Origin of the sequence: Sanyastnella coralliicola (genome assembly GCF_030845195.1) — a bacterium.
Taxonomy (GTDB): domain Bacteria; phylum Bacteroidota; class Bacteroidia; order Flavobacteriales_D; family Sanyastnellaceae; genus Sanyastnella; species Sanyastnella coralliicola.
Genome location: NZ_CP132543.1, coordinates 2,772,578 through 2,790,468 on the forward strand (window position 1 = coordinate 2,772,578; position 17,891 = coordinate 2,790,468).

The 17,891-nt window shown below is 46.4% G+C and carries 15 protein-coding genes; 14 read left to right on the plus strand and 1 reads right to left on the minus strand.

Translation table 11 applies throughout. From position 1 onward, the window contains the following. Positions 1–127 precede the first annotated feature (127 nt). From RA156_RS11585 to RA156_RS11640, 12 genes are all read left to right on the plus strand, one after another. Entirely contained in the window at positions 128–1,369 is a 1,242-nt protein-coding gene (locus RA156_RS11585) for a hypothetical protein (RefSeq protein WP_306640254.1), read from the plus strand. 343 nt (positions 1,370–1,712) lie between these two features. After that, on the plus strand, positions 1,713–3,890 hold the full coding sequence (locus RA156_RS11590; RefSeq protein ID WP_306640255.1) for a hypothetical protein: 2,178 nt from the start codon (positions 1,713–1,715) through the stop codon (positions 3,888–3,890). A gap of 22 nt (positions 3,891–3,912) precedes the next feature. Next, a complete protein-coding gene (locus tag RA156_RS11595) occupies positions 3,913–4,560 on the plus strand; it encodes a DUF4290 domain-containing protein (RefSeq protein ID WP_306640256.1) in 648 nt (215 codons plus the stop codon). Between the two features lie 117 nt (positions 4,561–4,677). Continuing rightward, a complete protein-coding gene (murA, locus tag RA156_RS11600; protein ID WP_306640257.1) occupies positions 4,678–5,982 on the plus strand; it encodes a UDP-N-acetylglucosamine 1-carboxyvinyltransferase in 1,305 nt (434 codons plus the stop codon). Between the two features lie 62 nt (positions 5,983–6,044). Next, on the plus strand, positions 6,045–6,608 hold the full coding sequence (locus tag RA156_RS11605) for a peroxiredoxin family protein (RefSeq protein WP_306640258.1): 564 nt from the start codon (positions 6,045–6,047) through the stop codon (positions 6,606–6,608). Positions 6,609–6,777: 169 nt separating this feature from the next. Further along, positions 6,778–7,332 carry a nucleotide exchange factor GrpE gene (locus RA156_RS11610; RefSeq protein ID WP_306640259.1) on the plus strand — a complete coding sequence of 185 codons (555 nt, stop codon included), beginning with the start codon at positions 6,778–6,780 and terminating at the stop codon, positions 7,330–7,332. 9 nt (positions 7,333–7,341) lie between these two features. Beyond that, complete coding sequence (gene dnaJ / locus RA156_RS11615) at positions 7,342–8,469, plus strand: molecular chaperone DnaJ (protein ID WP_306640260.1); 1,128 nt, start codon at positions 7,342–7,344, stop codon at positions 8,467–8,469. Positions 8,470–8,563: 94 nt separating this feature from the next. Beyond that, the gene (locus RA156_RS11620; RefSeq protein ID WP_306640261.1) at positions 8,564–9,496 is read left to right on the plus strand and encodes an ABC transporter ATP-binding protein; all 933 of its coding nucleotides are present in this window, start codon (positions 8,564–8,566) and stop codon (positions 9,494–9,496) included. Beyond that, on the plus strand, positions 9,493–10,836 hold the full coding sequence (locus RA156_RS11625; RefSeq protein WP_306640262.1) for an ABC transporter permease: 1,344 nt from the start codon (positions 9,493–9,495) through the stop codon (positions 10,834–10,836). Before RA156_RS11620 ends, RA156_RS11625 begins: the two co-directional genes overlap by 4 nt. After that, the gene (locus RA156_RS11630; RefSeq protein WP_306640263.1) at positions 10,833–11,765 is read left to right on the plus strand and encodes a Ppx/GppA phosphatase family protein; all 933 of its coding nucleotides are present in this window, start codon (positions 10,833–10,835) and stop codon (positions 11,763–11,765) included. The genes RA156_RS11625 and RA156_RS11630 overlap by 4 nt, the downstream gene beginning before the upstream one ends. A gap of 32 nt (positions 11,766–11,797) precedes the next feature. Next, positions 11,798–12,964, plus strand: a complete 1,167-nt coding sequence (locus RA156_RS11635; RefSeq protein ID WP_306640264.1) for a sigma-54-dependent transcriptional regulator — start codon at positions 11,798–11,800, stop codon at positions 12,962–12,964. 138 nt (positions 12,965–13,102) lie between these two features. Then, positions 13,103–13,528, plus strand: coding sequence for a DUF5684 domain-containing protein (locus RA156_RS11640; RefSeq protein ID WP_306640265.1), 426 nt, complete (start codon positions 13,103–13,105; stop codon positions 13,526–13,528). A 160-nt stretch (positions 13,529–13,688) separates the two neighbouring features. On the opposite strand, the gene alaS is transcribed toward RA156_RS11640, so the two are convergent. After that, positions 13,689–16,292 (minus strand): alanine--tRNA ligase, encoded by a 2,604-nt coding sequence (gene alaS / locus RA156_RS11645; RefSeq protein WP_306640266.1) that lies wholly within the window; start codon positions 16,290–16,292, stop codon positions 13,689–13,691. Between the two features lie 128 nt (positions 16,293–16,420). Here alaS and RA156_RS11650 point away from each other — a divergent pair, with 128 nt between their 5' ends. Both RA156_RS11650 and RA156_RS11655 read left to right on the plus strand, forming a co-directional pair. Further along, positions 16,421–17,392, plus strand: a complete 972-nt coding sequence (locus RA156_RS11650; protein WP_306640267.1) for a M23 family metallopeptidase — start codon at positions 16,421–16,423, stop codon at positions 17,390–17,392. 23 nt (positions 17,393–17,415) lie between these two features. Beyond that, entirely contained in the window at positions 17,416–17,751 is a 336-nt protein-coding gene (locus tag RA156_RS11655) for a MerR family transcriptional regulator (protein ID WP_306640268.1), read from the plus strand. Positions 17,752–17,891: the final 140 nt, after the last annotated feature.

The window sequence follows — 17,891 nt, forward strand, 5'->3', positions numbered from 1 at the left end:
TCTCAGAAGATTTACATTCCTTTCTCGAAGGATTTGCATTTCAATAGTTGCAGCACGGAAATTGAAAGTCCACTCACATTTCCTGCTCACGTCGCGTCTCTATCTGTGAAAACTCAAACTAATACACATGAGAACGCGAACAACTTTACTGATCATTTCGATCTTGACTTTCGGAATCCTCGCTTGTAATAAGGATGACGATAACCCAACTGGAAACGGTGGCACAACGCCTTCGAGTGCTTCAATCCAGAACACCCTCCTTTCCCTGGTGGAAAAAGAAACGCATACCATCAATGCGCAATTCCCGACAACCATTCGTACGGAGAGTTACGCTGAGTATACATTCAGTCAGAACGCTTTCGTTGATCAAAACGGAAACACCGTGATTGGAAACGTTGATATCCGTATCACAGAGCTTTTTGATAATTCTTCGCTGTTCTTTGCTGGGCAGCAAACAGTCTCTGATGATCAATTCCTGATCACAGGTGGTCAGTTTAACATTGAAGCTTTCCAAAACGGACAAGCGCTGAGCCCATCGCCGTCGTACAATCTGAACGCACGCATTCCAACAGACAACCCTGACAACAACATGGACCTCTTCATTGGAGAAGAGGGTGATGATGGCCTTGTGAATTGGCTTCCGGCAACTGGATCTGATGATCTCGGTGTTTGGGAAGCGAACCTGGATAGTGCAAACTGCAGCGCTGTTTGTGGTTCGATCGAACTGGAAGCAGGAGACATCGTGACGCTTTCATACAATGCCGGCCCTGAAGATCCAAGTCTTCACGCAGGATGGTACGAAGGTCCAAATGACTTCGGTCAAATGGCTTTCGGAAATCAAACAACCTATGAGATTGAAACGGAAGTAGGCGGGTCAATGTACCTATGCATTACTGATACTGATTGGGATGGATGGGAAGGCGCTAGCTTGACGATCACCATCAACGGTGTTAGCTCGACCATTACCATCTCAAGCGATGATTGTGATCCAGTGCCATTCTCTTGGGTTTACCAATTGAATACTACACACCTTGGGTGGGTGAACTGTGATTACTTCAGCGGAGGAAACGCAGATAGCCAAGTGATTGCGCACGCTTCTGGTGAATTTGACTGTGGAAACACCGTGGTCTACTCGATTTTCGTTGATGACGAGGTGCTTGGAGTAATGTCTTGTGGAGGTGATGATAACCAATTCACTTCTTACCAAATGCCATCAGGTACCAACGTTGTCGTAGCCGCACTTTCGCTTCAAGATGATGTGTACTACAGTTCATTCATTGAAGTCACTGTTTCAGGTGATGTAGAGGTTGACCTAGATTTCGCGCCAACCACGATTAGTGATTTCGAGAATTACATCAATGGTTTGTAGGGCAGCTTTGTCCTGCTCACCGCTATAGCTCAACTTGCAAGACCTGCTTCGGCCACGTGCCGCAGCGGGTCTTTGCTTTTTGCAAAGCCAGCTTCGGCTCGGCCTCAGTAGGCTTGCCGCGTTGAGGCTGCCGCTCGATCAGGGCTGCAGAGGGTGTATCTTTGCGACATGAGTTCCGATACCCCTCCCTCTCACGGAAGATTACACCTCATTACAATTTTGTGGATTCCTGTAACCGCCCTCACCTGGTTAATCAGCGAATCTTGGCTCTTAAGTGCCATCCCCTTTTTAATTGGTCTAGCTCTCGTTACCTTCGTATTGAAGCCAAAACGAAACGATGATCATGAGAATTCAGATTCTTAGCCTTCTCTCAACCTTCCTTTTTTCAATTCCTGCTGGCCTTTTGGCACAAACCACCCCATTGCCAAACCCTGGGGTTAGCGCTATGGAACTAGCGTGGTTCCACCCAAAAGAAACACCGGCACAGGTAGAAGTCAATGACCACCTGGAGATCGGTTTCAAGCTTCAGCAGACGACAAAAGTGGGCATCGAGAACTACTTAGACGATCGTCCAGTTCCCAATTCACTAAACCCTTTCGACCCAGAGCAACTGAACGTCGTAGCCACCTTTGACCGAATTTCCGCCGAAGGCGAGATCATAGAAACTCAACAACGTTATGGCTTCTGGTATAGAAACTACGAGCGCAACTTCGCAGGCAATGTCGCTGACAATTGGAACCACAGAGAAATCAGAACGAAGTACAGTTTTCGTGTTCGCTTCACACCACAAGTCGAAGGAAAATGGCGCGTTAAAGTAGCGGTCATTACCAATCAGCAAGACACCGTTGAAACCAATTCAACAGAATTCACTTCGGTGGCGAGTGAACGCCCGGGGTTCGTTGCGCTTGGTGAGAACACCTCTTTCTTGACACGAGATGAAAAAACCTTCTTCCCTGTCGGACAGAACCTGCCTTGGCCAACATGTGCTTCGGAGATCGATGAACGCTGTGAAGAGATCTATTGTGCCGGTAAAGAAGCATGGTGTCACGCACGTATCATGGGGCCTTATGGCTTCAAAGTCTTCGAAGATGAAATGAGTTTATTGGAAGAAGGCGGCGCGAATTACGTTCGTGTTTTGCTTGCGCCATGGAACCTTGAAATCGAATTTGAAAAACTGAACAACTACGATGAACGCATGCATTGTGCTTGGGAGATGGACCACATTCTCGAACATGCTGAATCGATCGGCTTGCTCCTCCACCTCAATCTTCAAGTGCATTACCCGCTGGAGAATCCTTCCGTTTATTCCATGTTCCATTGGGATTACGACGACCTGGCTTGTTCACCTTGGGATGAACCATACTGTTACTATGATGAGCTGAATCTAAAGACGCCGCGTGAGTTTTTCGCTAGCGCGGAAGCGAGAAAGCACTACCAGAACAGGATCAGATACCTCATCGCTCGATACGGTCATTCCACTTCTATTGGAGTGTTGGAACTATTAAGTGAAGCCAACAACTCAGGTAAAGGCCCGACAATGGATGAAAACTGCCTTCCAGACAAATCAATCAAGCGTCATGAACCATACTATAATGAAGAAGGCTTCGCTGCATTGGTTGCAGACTGGCATTGGGAAATGGCACGCTTCATCAAAGAAGACCTTCAACATACAGATCACCTTCTCGCGCTGAATTATACCGGTGCACCACATGTGGTTCTTGGGGACAACTCATACTACTCTCCACATGTCGATATCTGTAGTTGGAACAACTATAATCTGTCCATCGACAAGTACACGAAAGCTGCGCGAGACATTCGCAACTTCCAGCAAAAGCGTCAGAAGGGTGAGGTGACGAATTACGACCCGCTTCAATTGGATAAGCCAATTATGTACGGAGAGATTGGTCCCGGCTTAGAAGGCATTCACGATTGCGACAACAACATTCGTTGGATCAAAGCTGCGTGGGTATCTAGCTTCACAGGTTTAGCCGGAACTGGAATCAACTGGAACAAACAGCACGACCCAGACCTTTGGAAGACTTATAAGAACATTACCAGCTTCATGAATTCACTTCCCCTTGACGAATGGGACTTCGAAAACCACAGTGACCTTCGTGCTGATAAGACGGTCGAGTTGATTTCCTTGAAAAGTACCGACGAAGGCAGAATGGCAGCGGGAGTCGTCAACAACTTGACAATGAACTTCTACACCATGCGTGACACCAGTATGCATGGCACTCCTTGTGAAGATGTTCCTTACTTAGAAACGATTGTGCTTTGGAGTGAGTACAAAGAGGCCCGTTCAATCGACCCAGAAAAAGGTGGCAACCGACTAGAGATTCCGGGTATGGGGCTCTATGTGAAATACAACTTCGTATGGACCAATCCATTTACCGGAGAAGTGATTGAAGAGACCGAAGCACGAAGCAATTTAGCAGGTCGATTGGTGATTGAACACCCTACACTAAAAAAGGATGGACCACCGTTCTTAGTCTTCAAGGCAATTCGCAAGAACGGTTAACATAAATAGCTACTTTTGTCAAATGGAGAACGAAACACCATTCCTACCTTATAATAGCGAACGACCAGACCTCATTATCCCTGAGTACGGTCGCAACATTCAACAAATGGTTGACTTCGCTGTGACGGTGGAAGACCGAGAAGAGCGAAACAAAGTAGTTGGAGCGATCATCAGCGTGATGGGACAGCTCTTCCCTTACCTGCGTGACATTGAAGATTTCAAGCACAAGCTTTGGGATCATATTCAAATCATGTCTGGATTTAAGCTCGACGTAGATTCTCCATACCCACTTCCTGAGCCAGAGACGATTCAGTCAAAGCCAGATTCTGTTGACTACCCTGAGTACGACATCAAGTACGGGCACTACGGAAAGATTCTCGAGCGCATGATCGACAAGGCTTCTGCCATGGAAGACGGCGAAGAAAAAGACGCCTTCACCAAGTCAATTGCTGACCTCATGAAGCGCCATTACGTTGCGTACAACCGTCGCACTGTAGAAGACGACTTGATCCGAAAGCAATTGGTAGAGCTTTCGAATGGCAAATTGAAGGTGCCAGATGATTACGAATTGGTTTCTGCCAACGATGTTGTCAAGCTGATGGGTACCGTGAAGAACACCTCTTCAAACAAAGGGAAGAAAGGCCCGATGAAGAAAAAGAAAAAGCGCTAACGCTTGCTTGAAATCCTCAAGCGATTACCTATTCATTATTCGTTGTCGAAAAGTTTTGACGTTCTGTTCTACGAACATTGGATGATTCTTGATCTTCCAGCTTGAAAGAACAGATACATGGGAACTTTTGTCATTGAAGGCGGACACCAACTAAGCGGTGAGATCCAGCCACAAGGAGCTAAGAACGAAGCGCTTCAGGTTATCTCGGCGGTGCTATTGACACCAGAGCCGGTAACCATCTCTAACATACCGAACATTGTAGACGTCAATAAACTCATCGACCTACTCCAATCTATGGGAGTTAAGGTAGAGCGATTGGCGCCTGACACTTATAAATTCCAAGCAGACGACGTCAACATGGACTACCTCACATCAGAGGAGTTCAAGAAAAAAGGATCAAGTCTCCGCGGATCAATCATGATCATGGGGCCACTCCTGACTCGATTTGGACGAGGATTCATTCCACGTCCTGGAGGAGATAAAATTGGCCGTCGTCGTCTCGACACTCACTTCATTGGATTCCAGAACCTCGGGGCACAGTTTGACTTTGATCCGAAGGAGAGTTTCTACCGCGCACATGCAGACAAACTGAAAGGAGCTTATATGCTTCTTGACGAAGCTTCGGTTACGGGTACAGCCAACATCGTGATGGCTGCTTCTATGGCTGAAGGAACAACGACCATTTACAATGCCGCATGTGAACCTTACCTGCAGCAGTTGTGTAAGATGATCAACTCGATGGGAGGTAAAATCACGGGATTGGGATCAAACAAGCTCATCATCGAAGGGGTGGATTACCTCGGTGGATGCGATCACCGATGTCTTCCAGACATGATCGAAATCGGGTCTTTCATCGGGTTGGCTGCCATGACGCAAAGCGAGATCACGATCAAGGATGTAGCCTATGATGAGCTAGGTGTGATTCCAAGCGTCTTCAAAAAATTAGGGATCAATTTGGAGCGTAGAGGCGATGACATCTACATTCCTTCTCAGGAGGTTTACGAGATTGAAAGCTTCATTGATGGGTCGATTATGACCATTTCGGATGCGCCTTGGCCAGGGTTTACTCCTGACTTGTTGTCTATCGTTTTGGTGACAGCAACCCAAGCAAAGGGATCGGTGCTAATCCATCAGAAAATGTTCGAGAGTCGCCTCTTCTTTACCGATAAACTCATTGATATGGGAGCTCAGATCATTTTGTGTGATCCACACCGAGCAACTGTAATCGGACTTGAAAGAAAGCAAGCGTTGAGAGGTGTGACCATGACTTCACCTGATATCCGTGCAGGGGTTTCTCTGTTGATCGCAGCGCTCTCTGCTGAAGGAACAAGTACAATACACAACATCGGACAAATCGATCGAGGATACCAGTACATTGAGCAGCGTTTGAAAAATTTGGGAGCTCAAATAGAAAGACAATAGACAGTTGGAATGATTGTTGCCTCTACCTGAGGGTATTCGTATCTTTCACATCTCAAACTACAATGATGAAACTAAAGTGGATTATTCCAGCGGCTATTATTTGTTTGGCTGCTTTCGGTTTTACTCTTCAAACAGAGGACACCGTTAATATCGAAGCTGTGACACCTAAAGTTGGTACCAACATCGGTGATCTAGCTCCAGAAATTTCTATGACTTCTCCAGACGGAAAGACATACAAGCTGTCTGATTTGAAAGGACAGATCGTATTGATCGACTTCTGGGCATCTTGGTGTGGACCTTGTCGTCGTGAGAACCCGAATGTGGTTCGCGCCTACGAGAAGTACCAAAAAGCAAAGTTCAAAGACGCAAAAGGATTCGAGGTATTCTCGGTATCACTTGATAAGATGAGTGATCGTTGGGTTGCTGCCATTGCACAAGACGGTTTGACGTGGGACTACCACGTAAGCGACTTACAAGGATGGCAGAACGAAGCCGCAGGAACTTACGGTGTTAGTTCAATCCCGATGAGCTTCTTGGTAGATCAAGACGGTGTTATCGTGGCGAAAGGACTTCGCGGTATGGCGCTCGATCAAGAAATTGACAAGCACGTAAAGAGCTTCAAGTAAGCTACTGACACAATGATATTAAGGCCTCCAAATGGAGGCCTTTTTTTATGCCCCATTGGCACGTCTTCTGTCAGTTTGAGAGATTTGAAACTTTTTTCCTGTCAGTTTGACGTATTCCCCTTGGTGGCAGTATTTTTGCCCCTTCCAAACTGACTTGAAAAATCAAGGAATGAACACGAAAGATCAGAACGAAAAGGCGCAAGCTGCGGAAGCAGTGGAAACACAAGCGGCTGAAACAAACGAAGAACAAGCAACAGAGGAGACTCCTGAGTTGAGTCGCGAAGAACAGCTTGAGGCGATGGTTGCAGAGTTGAAAGACAAGTACACTCGTTTGTTCGCGGAGTTTGACAACTTCCGCAAGCGTACAGCGAAGGAGCGTATTGAGATGCTCAAAACTGCCAGCGGCGATGTGATCAAGGAAATGCTTCCTGTACTCGACGATTTCGATCGCGCAGCTAAAGCGAACGAAGCTTCTGAAGACATCAATACGGTGAAAGAAGGTTTCAACTTGATCCACCACAAACTCAAGCATTCACTTGAAGTGAAAGGACTCAAGCCAATGGACAGCATTGGACAACCGTTCGACACAGAATACCACGAAGCGATTACCAACATCCCTGCTCCATCAGAAGACATGAAAGGAAAGGTTGTAGACGTAGTGGAAAAAGGATACTTCATCAACGACGCTGTACTTCGTTACGCTAAAGTTGTTGTTGGCCAGTAATAGCTAGACATGGCAAAGAGAGATTATTACGAAGTACTTGGTGTAAGCAAGGGAGCCACTGATTCTGAGATCAAGAAGGCCTACCGTAAGCTTGCCCTAAAGTACCACCCGGATAAGAACCCTGACGACAAGGAAGCTGAGGAGAAGTTCAAGGAGGCAGCTGAAGCCTACGAAGTCTTGAGCAATGCTCAGAAAAAGCAACAATACGATCAGTTCGGACATGACGGCATGCGCGGTGGCTTCGGCGGCGGCGGTGGCGGCATGAACATGGACGACATCTTCAGTCAGTTCGGAGACATCTTTGGTGGTGCCTTTGGCGGAGGTGGCTTTGGTGGCGGATTCGGTGGCGGTGGTCAACGAGCTGGACGCCGTACCAAAGGATCTAACCTGCGAATCAAGGTAAAACTGACCTTGGAAGAGGTAGCTGAAGGAGTGCAAAAGAAGATCAAGGTCTTCAAGCAAGTTCCTGCCGAAGGCGTTCAATACGATACCTGTCCTACCTGTAAAGGAACCGGTCAAGTTCGTCGTGTGACGAATACCTTCCTCGGTCAGATGGCTACTACTTCTACTTGCCCTACTTGTCATGGTGCAGGGAAGACAGTGACTTCGAAGCCAAAAGACGCCGATGAATTCGGATTGAAGCGTGAAGAGAAAATCGTGACCATCGATATTCCTGCAGGGGTAGAAGAAGGCATGCAGCTCAACGTTCGCGGCGAAGGTAACGCCGGACCATTTGGAGGAATTAGCGGAGATCTTCTCGTCGTGATCGAAGAGATTGAGCACGATGTATTAAAGCGTAATGGAAACAACCTCCACTACGATCTCTACCTAAACTTTGTAGACGCCGCTATGGGAGCTTCAGCCGAAGTACCATTGGTGAACGGCCGCGCAAAAATCAAGGTTGACCCAGGAACGCAAAGTGGTAAGATTGTCCGCCTACGTGGTAAAGGGCTACCTAGCGTTGACAGCTATGGAAACGGAGATTTATTGGTGAATATCAATGTATGGACACCACAAAAACTCTCTAGCGAGGAAAAAGAATTACTGGAGAAGCTAAGAGGTTCGGAGAACTTCAAGCCCAACCCTTCGAATAAGGATAAAGGCTTCTTCCAGAAAGTGAAGGAGATGTTCTCCTAATATTATGACCACTGAACACGATTTTGGTGCGTTGCTGTGATTAGTAACGCACCATTTTTTTGTTTGAATAGATTTGTTGCAAGCACCAAAGCCTATGAATGCATTAGAAGCGATTTCTATTGATAAGAGTTATGCGAACCATGTAGCATTGCACGATGTCAATATCACCGTCCCAGAGAAGAGCATCTTCGGTCTCTTGGGTCCAAACGGAGCTGGGAAGACCAGCTTGATTCGCATTATCAATCGAATCACCGGACCAGATAACGGAGAGATCAAATTCTTCGGAGATGCATTGAACCCAGAACATGTGAACCAAATCGGATACCTCCCGGAGGAACGCGGTTTGTACAAAAAGATGAAGGTAGGTGAGCAAGCGCTCTACCTAGCTCAACTCAAAGGTATGTCGAAGTTTGATGCGAAGGTGAAACTCAACGAATGGTTTGAGCGCTTAGAAATTGGAGACTGGTGGAACAAAAAGGTAGAGGAATTGAGTAAGGGTATGGCCCAAAAAATTCAATTCGTTACAACAGTACTTCACGAGCCAAGACTGCTCATCCTCGATGAACCTTTTTCAGGGTTTGATCCGATTAACACGGCGATAGTACGAAAGGAGATCTTGCGACTTCGTGACCAAGGAAGCACCATTATTCTCTCTACACACAACATGGGCAGTGTGGAGGAAATCTGTGACAGCATCGCCTTGATCAATAAATCACGTGTGGTTCTTGACGGTTCAGTAGATGAAGTTCGCCGTCGATTCAATGAAAACGAGTTCTTGATACGATACGAAGGGTCAGCAGTATCCCTCGCGAACAGTTTATGGACTAACTATGAGCTCATCAGCAATTCACGTGATGAGGATGAAGGAGACAACGAAGCGATCATCAAACTGAAGGATGAACGCACTTTGAACGACCTCTTGAATACCCTTACTCCAAACGTTCAGATCCTGGAGGCTAGACCACATATTGCCAGCATGAATGACATCTTCATTCAAGCAGTTGAACAATCAAAACACACGTCATGAGTAAAGTAGGACTGATCATTAAACGCGAGTACCTCAGCCGCGTTCGTAAACGTTCGTTCATCATCATGACGATCTTGGGGCCTTTGCTTTTCGCCGGATTGATGGCGGTGGCCATTTTTGCTGTGGTCGCTGATTCGGTAGATCACAAAGTACTGGTGGTTGATCCAGAAGGATTGATCACGCGTTATGAAGACGGCATCGGACAGTACTTACCGACATGCCCTGATTGTTTCCCTGAGCGTGACGACTATATCTACCGATTCACGGATAAAGCCCTCGCTGATTCTACCTTCATGGCAAGTGATTACACCTTGATGGTGTCTTTGCTTCCTGATCAGTATCAACACAAAAAAGCAGAGCTCTACTATAAGAAAGTCCCGAGTTCAATCGCAACCAATGTGATTGAAGGTGATTTGGAGGCAGCACTAGAGCGAGCTAAAGTGGCTGAATCGAGTCTTGACTATGCTACGTACAAGGCGTTAAAGGTGAATATCCAACTCCAAAAGTTCAGCATTGATAAAGGAGAAGAATACGACGACAGTAAGGCTGGAATTGGAATGTTCTTCGCCGTGATTATCTTCTTCTTCATATTCCTGTTCGGAGCTTATGTAATGCGCGGAGTTATTGAGGAGAAGACGAATCGAATCGTTGAAGTGATTGTGTCTTCTGTAAAGCCATTCCAGCTTATGATGGGTAAGATCATCGGAGTAGGATTCGTTGCGATCACTCAAGTTGTCATCTGGGTGGCCTTTTCACTGATCATTTTCACCATTGCGGGGGCGCTGTTCGAGAGCGGTGCATTCACGGATACGGATGCCATGGCTCAAGTAATGGAACAACAGGGTGGTGCCGCAAATATGGATTTTGAGACCTACCTCTCTCAAACTGATGGGTTGAGCACCATTATCGATATGAATTGGGGCTACCTCATTCTCATGTTCATTGTCTTCTTTGTGGGTGGATATGTACTTTATTCTTCCCTATTCGCAGCCATTGGAGCGGTAGTAGATAACGAAACAGATACGCAGCAGTTAATGATGCCGGTGATGTTGCCGCTCTTCTTCGCATACTTCATTGCGATTATGAGTGTCAACAATCCAGAAGGAGTTGCAGCACAGGTATTCTCCATCATACCATTCACCTCCCCTACGGTAATGATGGTGAGAGTGGCTGTTGGCAATGTGCCCGTTTGGGAACTCCTACTCAGCGTTGTCTTACTGATCGCCACTTGTTTCTTCATGGTATGGTTAGCAGCCAAGATTTACCGCACGGGTATTTTGATGTACGGTAAACGTCCGACCTACCGCGAATTGTGGAAATGGCTATTTTATAAGACATGAGTCGTGTAGCCGTCATCGATTGTGGAACCAACACCTTCAATATTCTGATCGTTGAGATCGAGAATGACAGCTGGAAACCTGTGTTCTCCAACAAGGTATCCGTCAAGCTGGGTAAAGGAGGGATTGGCCAAGGGGTGATTCGCGCTGACCGAATGGCCCGCGGACTTGATGCTCTGATGGTGCACCACCACTCGATGATGAATCTTGGTACTTCTAAAAGTGCGGTCTTTGCTACTTCCGCTTTGCGGGAAGCGAGCAACGCCATTCAATTCATCAATAAGGCACGTTCCATGTTCGGAATGGAAGTGAAAGTCATTGATGGTGAACGAGAGGCTGAACTCATTTTTGAAGGCGTCAAGCAAACCATGGACATCGGCCAAGACTACATCACGGTCATGGACATCGGTGGTGGGAGCACGGAATTTATCATTGCCAATCAAGACGGTATTGCTTGGAAACATAGTTTTCCGCTGGGAGTCTCGCGTTTATTTGAACAGATCCAACCCAATGATCCTTTCCTACCCGATGACTCCAAGCGTCTCGAGAAGCACTTGCACCGAGTGTTGGAACCACTTCAAGCAGCCCTCAAGCAGTTCCCAAGCGAAACCATCGTAGGTTCAAGTGGATCGTTTGACACCCTGCTCGACATGTACAATTCGCATGTCGGACAGTCATCCAATGGCCTTTCAGATGTTATTCCGATCAATGCATTCCGTTCGATGCATGCAGACATGCTTAAGCTTGATCGTGATCAGCGCTTAAAGATTCCTGGCATGCTTCCTTTACGTGTAGACTTCATGCCGATCTCTACGCACTTGATCAATTACCTTGTCAAGCACCTGAATTACAAGAAGATTCATCGTTCGGCCTACGCCATGAAAGAAGGAATCGTCAAAGAGATCATCGACGGGAAGATTGTATTGGAATGAAAGTTGATACCTTCGTAAGGTAAATGAACGACATGGCCCAGATCCTTATTATTGACGACGAAGCAAGCATCCGCAGTTCACTGCGTGAGATCCTCGAATACGAAGACTACAAAGTTGAAGAAGCTGAGAATGGCAAAGAGGGTATTCAAAAGATTCAAGATGGCAAGTTCGACTTGATCTTCTGTGATATCAAAATGCCAGGAATGGACGGCATCGAAACGCTTGAACGTATTCGTTTGATGGAGGTGGAAACTCCTGTTGTCATGATTTCAGGACATGGTACTGTAGAAACAGCCGTAGAAGCATTGAAGAAAGGGGCATGGGATTTCATTGAAAAGCCACTCGACCTCAATCGAATCCTTGTGACTCTTCGTAATGCCTCTGACACGAGCGCACTTGTTGAGGAGACAAAGACCCTCAAGCGCAAGATCAATAAGCAGCTGAGCAGTAACATCATTGGCGAGTCCGAAGCTATCATGGAGATCAAGAAGATGATCGAAACTGTAGCTCCAAGTGAAGCACGCGTGTTGATAACTGGTGGAAATGGATCAGGTAAAGAATTGGTTGCTCGTTCATTGCACAGCAACAGCGAACGCGCGAAGAAGCCTTTCATCGAAGTCAACTGTGCGGCCATTCCTTCTGAGTTGATTGAAAGTGAGTTGTTCGGTCACGAAAAAGGTGCCTTTACTTCAGCCATTAAGCAGCGCAAAGGAAAGTTCGAACAAGCAGACGGCGGAACGCTGTTCTTAGATGAGATTGGTGATATGAGCGCTTCGGCGCAAGCCAAAGTGCTACGTGCATTGCAAGAACACAAAATCACACGTGTTGGAGGCGACAAAGACATTAAGGTGAATGTGCGTGTATTCGCTGCAACGAATAAAGATCTGCGCAAAGAAATCGCTGAAGGGAACTTCCGTGAAGATTTGTACCACCGTTTGAACGTGATTCCGATTCACGTTCCTTCATTGAAGGATCGCAAAGACGACATTCCGTTGTTGGCAGACTTCTTTATCGAGAACATTTGCAACGATTACGGTATGCCGGCTAAAGAGATCACTGCTTCTGCCATCAAAGAACTTCAGAAGGGTGAATGGACAGGAAACATCCGAGAGCTGCGGAACGTGATTGAGCGTCTAATTATTTTATGTCCAGACAAGATTGATGGTGCAGACGTGAAGAAATACGCCCAAATCAGCTAGTCTTACCAACGGAATCCTCCGGAACCCCGCTCCTACAGCCTCTTTCAAAAAAAGTTACAAAAAGAGGCAACCAGTTGATGTAAGTACCGTCTTACATATGGAACACACCGAAAGTGTTTCATTAAAAAATTTCGAATCATGGAGTGGATTCATCAAATTCTAAACAGCGACAATACCGGAATTGCGGTACTAGTCGGATTCTTGCTCCTAGTCGGTGCATTGGCCAAATGGCAGCTCTTCGTTAAGGCTAACCAGCCTGGAATTGCCTCTCTCGTGCCGATTTGGGACCTTATCGTTACTCTCAAGATCGTTGGTCGTCCTGGGAGCCACATCCTATTATTCCTGATTCCTGTATTCAACATTTACTTTGCTTTCCGCGTGCTTATTGAGCTGGCTCAGAGCTTCGGAAAGAATCAGGTGATCGATTACGTATTCGCCATTGTATTTAACATCTTCTACCTCCTAAACCTCGGTCTGGCGTACAACGAGGAATACCATGGACCCGTTTACGGGCTCTCAAAGGAGGAGATCCAGGAACGCGAGGCGCGCTACGCCACAGCCTGACGCTCAGCGTCCTAAAACTAGCTCTACGTATTGGTGTAAAGCGGTCACAATGTGGCCGCTTTTTTTGCGCCTTAACTTTTGATATGTTGCTGCCAAAAAGAAAAAGGGCGCACATGTGCGCCCCTAATCTCTTATTCTTATTCTCATTTTTATTCTTCCTTTACAGGAAATTCTCAGCCTTCTTCAACGCTTCCCCAATTCCATCAGGGTTCTTTCCTCCTGCAGTTGCGAAGAATGGTTGACCACCGCCACCACCTTGAATCTCTTTGGCGAGTTCACGGATAATCTGGCCTGCGTTCATTCCCTTGTCTTTTACCAAGTCATCAGAAATGAAGACGGTAAGCGTTGTCTTTCCATCAACGTCTGAACCGAGCACTGCGAAGAGTCGCTCGTACTCCGCACGAAGTTGGAAGGCGATGTCTTTGATCTCTGCTGCCGCAAGGTCAACCTTTTCAGCCAGGAAGTTGATTCCTTGGTTTTCGGTGATCTTACCTGCCAGCTCTTTCTTCACACCACCAGCTTTTTGCTTTTCGTGCTGCTCAAGCTTCTTGCTGAGTTCATTGTTCTTAGAAACCAAATCATTCACGGCTTTCACCATGTCTTTTGGATTCTTCAATACCTCTTTCAACTCAGCCAAGGTGCTTAGTTGCTTGTTCAGGTAATCGGATGCTTTCTGTCCGGTGTAGGCTTCAATACGACGAACACCTGCCGCTACTGCAGTCTCGTGGTGAATCTTGAAGTAGCCAATTGAACCGGTGGCTGGAACGTGAATTCCTCCACAAAGCTCCACAGAAGATCCAAACTTGATCACACGAACCAAGTCTCCGTATTTCTCACCGAAGAGCATCATAGCCCCGAGGTCTTTCGCTTCGTCAATAGGTACGTTGCGACGTTCATCAAGCTCGATGTTCTCAAGAATACGCTGGTTAACGATCGCTTCTACACGTTCCACTTCTTCATCCGATACCTTGGCGAAGTGTGAGAAGTCAAAACGAAGATGATCTGGGTGAACCAATGATCCCTTCTGTTCGACGTGCGTTCCGAGTACTTCTCTCAAGGCCTCGTGCAACAAGTGCGTTGCTGAGTGATTTCGAGCTGTGCTTGTACGACGCTTCTCATTGACAAATGCCTCAAACTCCACCTTCGGGTTCGACGGCAGCTTCTCTGTGAAGTGAACAATCAAGTTGTTCTCCTTCTTGGTGTCCATAATGTATACTTCCTCATCACCAGCGACGATCTTACCGGTATCTCCTACCTGACCTCCACTCTCTGCATAGAATGGAGTGATGTTGAACGCCAATTGGAAACGGTCTTTTCCTTTTTGCTTTACACGGCGGTAGCGTGTAATCTTCACATGACTTTGGGTTCGATCATATCCAATGAACTCTTCGCGCTCATCTTCGTGAAGGATAACCCAGTCATCCGTTTCTACTTTTCCAGCGGCACGTGAGCGTTCTTTTTGTTTCTGAAGTTCAGCATCAAAGGCTGATTCATCAATAGAAACACCACGTTCAGAGGCGATCAAAGCCGTCAAGTCGATTGGAAAACCGTAAGTATCGTACAATTCGAAAGCTGACTTTCCATCCAGTGTGTCTCCAGAATTTGCGAAAAGCTCTTCCAGACGCTGAATTCCTTTATCCAAGGTGCGGAGGAATCCTTCTTCCTCTTCTTTAATCACTTTCGCAATAAGGTCTTTGTTCTTCTCCAATTCAGGGAAGAACTCACCCATGTGCTCAACTAGCTTCGCACTCAATTCATAAATGAACGCCTCCTTAATATCTAGGAAGCTAAATGCGTAGCGAATCGCACGACGCAAGATTCGACGAATCACATACCCTGCTCCTGAATTCGATGGAAGTTGTCCATCTGCAATAGAGAATGATACGGCGCGTAAGTGATCTGAGATCACACGCATAGCTACGTCTTGCTTGCTATCAGATTGCTGGTATTTCTTACCAGACTTTTTTTCAATTTCGTTGATGTAGTACTGGAATACGTCGGTGTCGTAGTTCGAGGTCTTGTCTTGCAAAGCCATTGCCAGACGCTCGAGTCCCATTCCTGTATCAATATGCTTGTTCGGAAGCGGCTTCAATGAACGATCAGCCATGCGGTTGAACTCCATGAATACCAGGTTCCAAATCTCAATCACTTGAGGGTGGTCTTGATTCACCAACTCCTTTCCAGGAGTCGCAGCGCGATCAGCATCACTGCGAAGGTCAATGTGGATCTCTGAACACGGGCCACAAGGTCCTGTCTCGCCCATTTCCCAGAAGTTATCTTTCTTGTCGCAAGCGATGATTCGATCTTCATCAATCAACGGCTTCCAGTACGAAACTGCTTCTTCATCGGCAGGTAATGCGTCTTCTTTGTCACCTTCGAAGTAGGTAACGTAAAGACGATCTTTATCAAGCTTGTAGTGTTCTGTCAGCAGTTCCCAAGCCCATTCGATGGCATCTTTCTTGAAGTAATCACCAAAAGACCAGTTCCCAAGCATTTCGAACATGGTGTGGTGATAGGTATCTACCCCTACTTCTTCCAAGTCATTGTGCTTACCAGACACACGCAAACATTTCTGCGTATTGGCCACACGAGGATCCTTCACAACACTGTTTCCTAGAAACAAATCTTTGAACTGATTCATCCCCGCGTTCGTGAACATAAGCGTAGGGTCATCTTTCACCACCATCGGTGCAGAAGCCACGATTTCATGTCCTTTCGAAGCGAAGAAGTCAAAAAATACTTTGCGGATCTTAGCTGATTCCATCTATGTAAGGCTTTGAACGAATTCTCTAAATGCTTGTTAAACCCACGTCACACGGGGTATTCCAGATTGCAAAAGTAGATTAATTCTGTTACTTTCGTCCGACTTTATTTGAGACCCTCTCTCTATCCATGGCTCGCTATAGATATCGATACAATCCCGAACAGTTACAGTACGAAAAAGTACCCTACACTTGGAGTGACTACCTCATCCTAGGTGTGAAGTGGGTTGGCTTTGCTGGTGTGGTGGCTTTTGCATCGATTTACATCTTCAATTCATACTTCGAAAGTCCGAAGCAACGCGCTTTGGAACGTGAAGTTGAATACCTCGAAGGTCAGCTAGCTATTATGGGAAGTGAGCTGGAGAAGGTTGATCACGTACTGAGCGAAATCGCAGAACGTGATGACAACATCTACCGAAACATCTTTGGTACTGAACCTTTTCCTGAGCATCTAAGACAACCAGGTGTGGGTGGTACAGACCGTATGCGTGATTTGCGCGGTTTTGATCATTCTCAAACCATCATTCAAACACGTGAACGACTTTCGAAGATCCAGCGCAAGTTGGTGGCGCAAAGCAAGTCTTTTGATGAGTTGTTTTCGCTAGCGCGGAATAAAGAAGAGATGTTGGCTTCGATCCCTGCTATCCAGCCGGTAAGAAACGAAGACCTCACACGCGTAGCGAGTGGATATGGATACCGTATTCACCCGATCTACAAAGTGCGTAAGCTTCACACCGGAATGGATTTTACTGCACCCACAGGAACTGACATCTTCGCTACTGGAGATGGAGTTGTAGTGCGCGTTCAAAGTAAGCGCAATGGCTATGGTAAGAACGTTGTTATCAAACACGGATTTGGTTACGAAACGCTCTACGCTCACATGAGTAAAATCAATGTGAAGGAAGGCCAAAAAGTAAAGCGTGGTGAAGTCATTGGATTGATTGGAAACACAGGAACCTCAGTGGGGCCACACTTGCACTACGAAGTCATCAAAGACGGAACAAAGGTAAACCCTGCGTATTTCTACTTCAATGACCTGTCTCCAGAACAATTCGAGCAGTTATTGGAACGTTCTTCTACAGGTAATCAGTCGTTCGACTGATCTATCCTTTGTATCTTAGGTTAATGCCGTATCGGGAAAAAGAAATAGAGAAGCAGTATTTCACCATTTCAGAAGTAGCTGGAATGTTTGATGTTAATGCCTCCTTGATTCGATTTTGGGAACGAGAGTTCGACGCTATCAAACCCAAAAAGAACAAGAAAGGCAATCGTCTCTTCACGCGTAAAGACCTGGAGACGATCCGCACCATCCATCATTTGGTTAAGGAGCGTGGCTTCACCTTAGAAGGCGCCCGAAAGCATCTCAAAGCAAAACCAAAAGAAGCGGATCGCGATGCTGAAGTAGCAGGTCGCCTCCAGCAAATCCGTGCCTTCCTGATCGAATTGAAGGAGCAGCTTTAATGTCAAAACAGCTCTTACGGTTTCTTCTTCTCTCCAATTTAGTAGTGCTCATCATCTTCACGTTAACTTGGATAGAAAAAAGCGGTGGCTTGAAAACCATGAATATCATGGGCATCAACTGGAGTTCTCCTGTGCTCATA

Excerpts from the sequence above, each read along its gene's own strand:
- RA156_RS11620 (WP_306640261.1), top strand. The coding sequence starts at position 8,564 with ATGAATGCATTAGAAGCGATTTCTATTGATAAGAGTTATGCGAACCAT.
- RA156_RS11585 (WP_306640254.1), top strand. The coding sequence starts at position 128 with ATGAGAACGCGAACAACTTTACTGATCATTTCGATCTTGACTTTCGGA.
- RA156_RS11625 (WP_306640262.1), top strand. The coding sequence starts at position 9,493 with ATGAGTAAAGTAGGACTGATCATTAAACGCGAGTACCTCAGCCGCGTT.
- murA (WP_306640257.1), top strand. The coding sequence starts at position 4,678 with ATGGGAACTTTTGTCATTGAAGGCGGACACCAACTAAGCGGTGAGATC.
- RA156_RS11590 (WP_306640255.1), top strand. The coding sequence starts at position 1,713 with ATGAGAATTCAGATTCTTAGCCTTCTCTCAACCTTCCTTTTTTCAATT.
- RA156_RS11635 (WP_306640264.1), top strand. The coding sequence starts at position 11,798 with ATGGCCCAGATCCTTATTATTGACGACGAAGCAAGCATCCGCAGTTCA.
- RA156_RS11605 (WP_306640258.1), top strand. The coding sequence starts at position 6,045 with ATGATGAAACTAAAGTGGATTATTCCAGCGGCTATTATTTGTTTGGCT.
- RA156_RS11630 (WP_306640263.1), top strand. The coding sequence starts at position 10,833 with ATGAGTCGTGTAGCCGTCATCGATTGTGGAACCAACACCTTCAATATT.
- RA156_RS11595 (WP_306640256.1), top strand. The coding sequence starts at position 3,913 with ATGGAGAACGAAACACCATTCCTACCTTATAATAGCGAACGACCAGAC.
- RA156_RS11610 (WP_306640259.1), top strand. The coding sequence starts at position 6,778 with ATGAACACGAAAGATCAGAACGAAAAGGCGCAAGCTGCGGAAGCAGTG.
- RA156_RS11650 (WP_306640267.1), top strand. The coding sequence starts at position 16,421 with ATGGCTCGCTATAGATATCGATACAATCCCGAACAGTTACAGTACGAA.
- alaS (WP_306640266.1), bottom strand. The coding sequence starts at position 16,292 with ATGGAATCAGCTAAGATCCGCAAAGTATTTTTTGACTTCTTCGCTTCG.
- RA156_RS11640 (WP_306640265.1), top strand. The coding sequence starts at position 13,103 with ATGGAGTGGATTCATCAAATTCTAAACAGCGACAATACCGGAATTGCG.
- RA156_RS11655 (WP_306640268.1), top strand. The coding sequence starts at position 17,416 with ATGCCGTATCGGGAAAAAGAAATAGAGAAGCAGTATTTCACCATTTCA.
- dnaJ (WP_306640260.1), top strand. The coding sequence starts at position 7,342 with ATGGCAAAGAGAGATTATTACGAAGTACTTGGTGTAAGCAAGGGAGCC.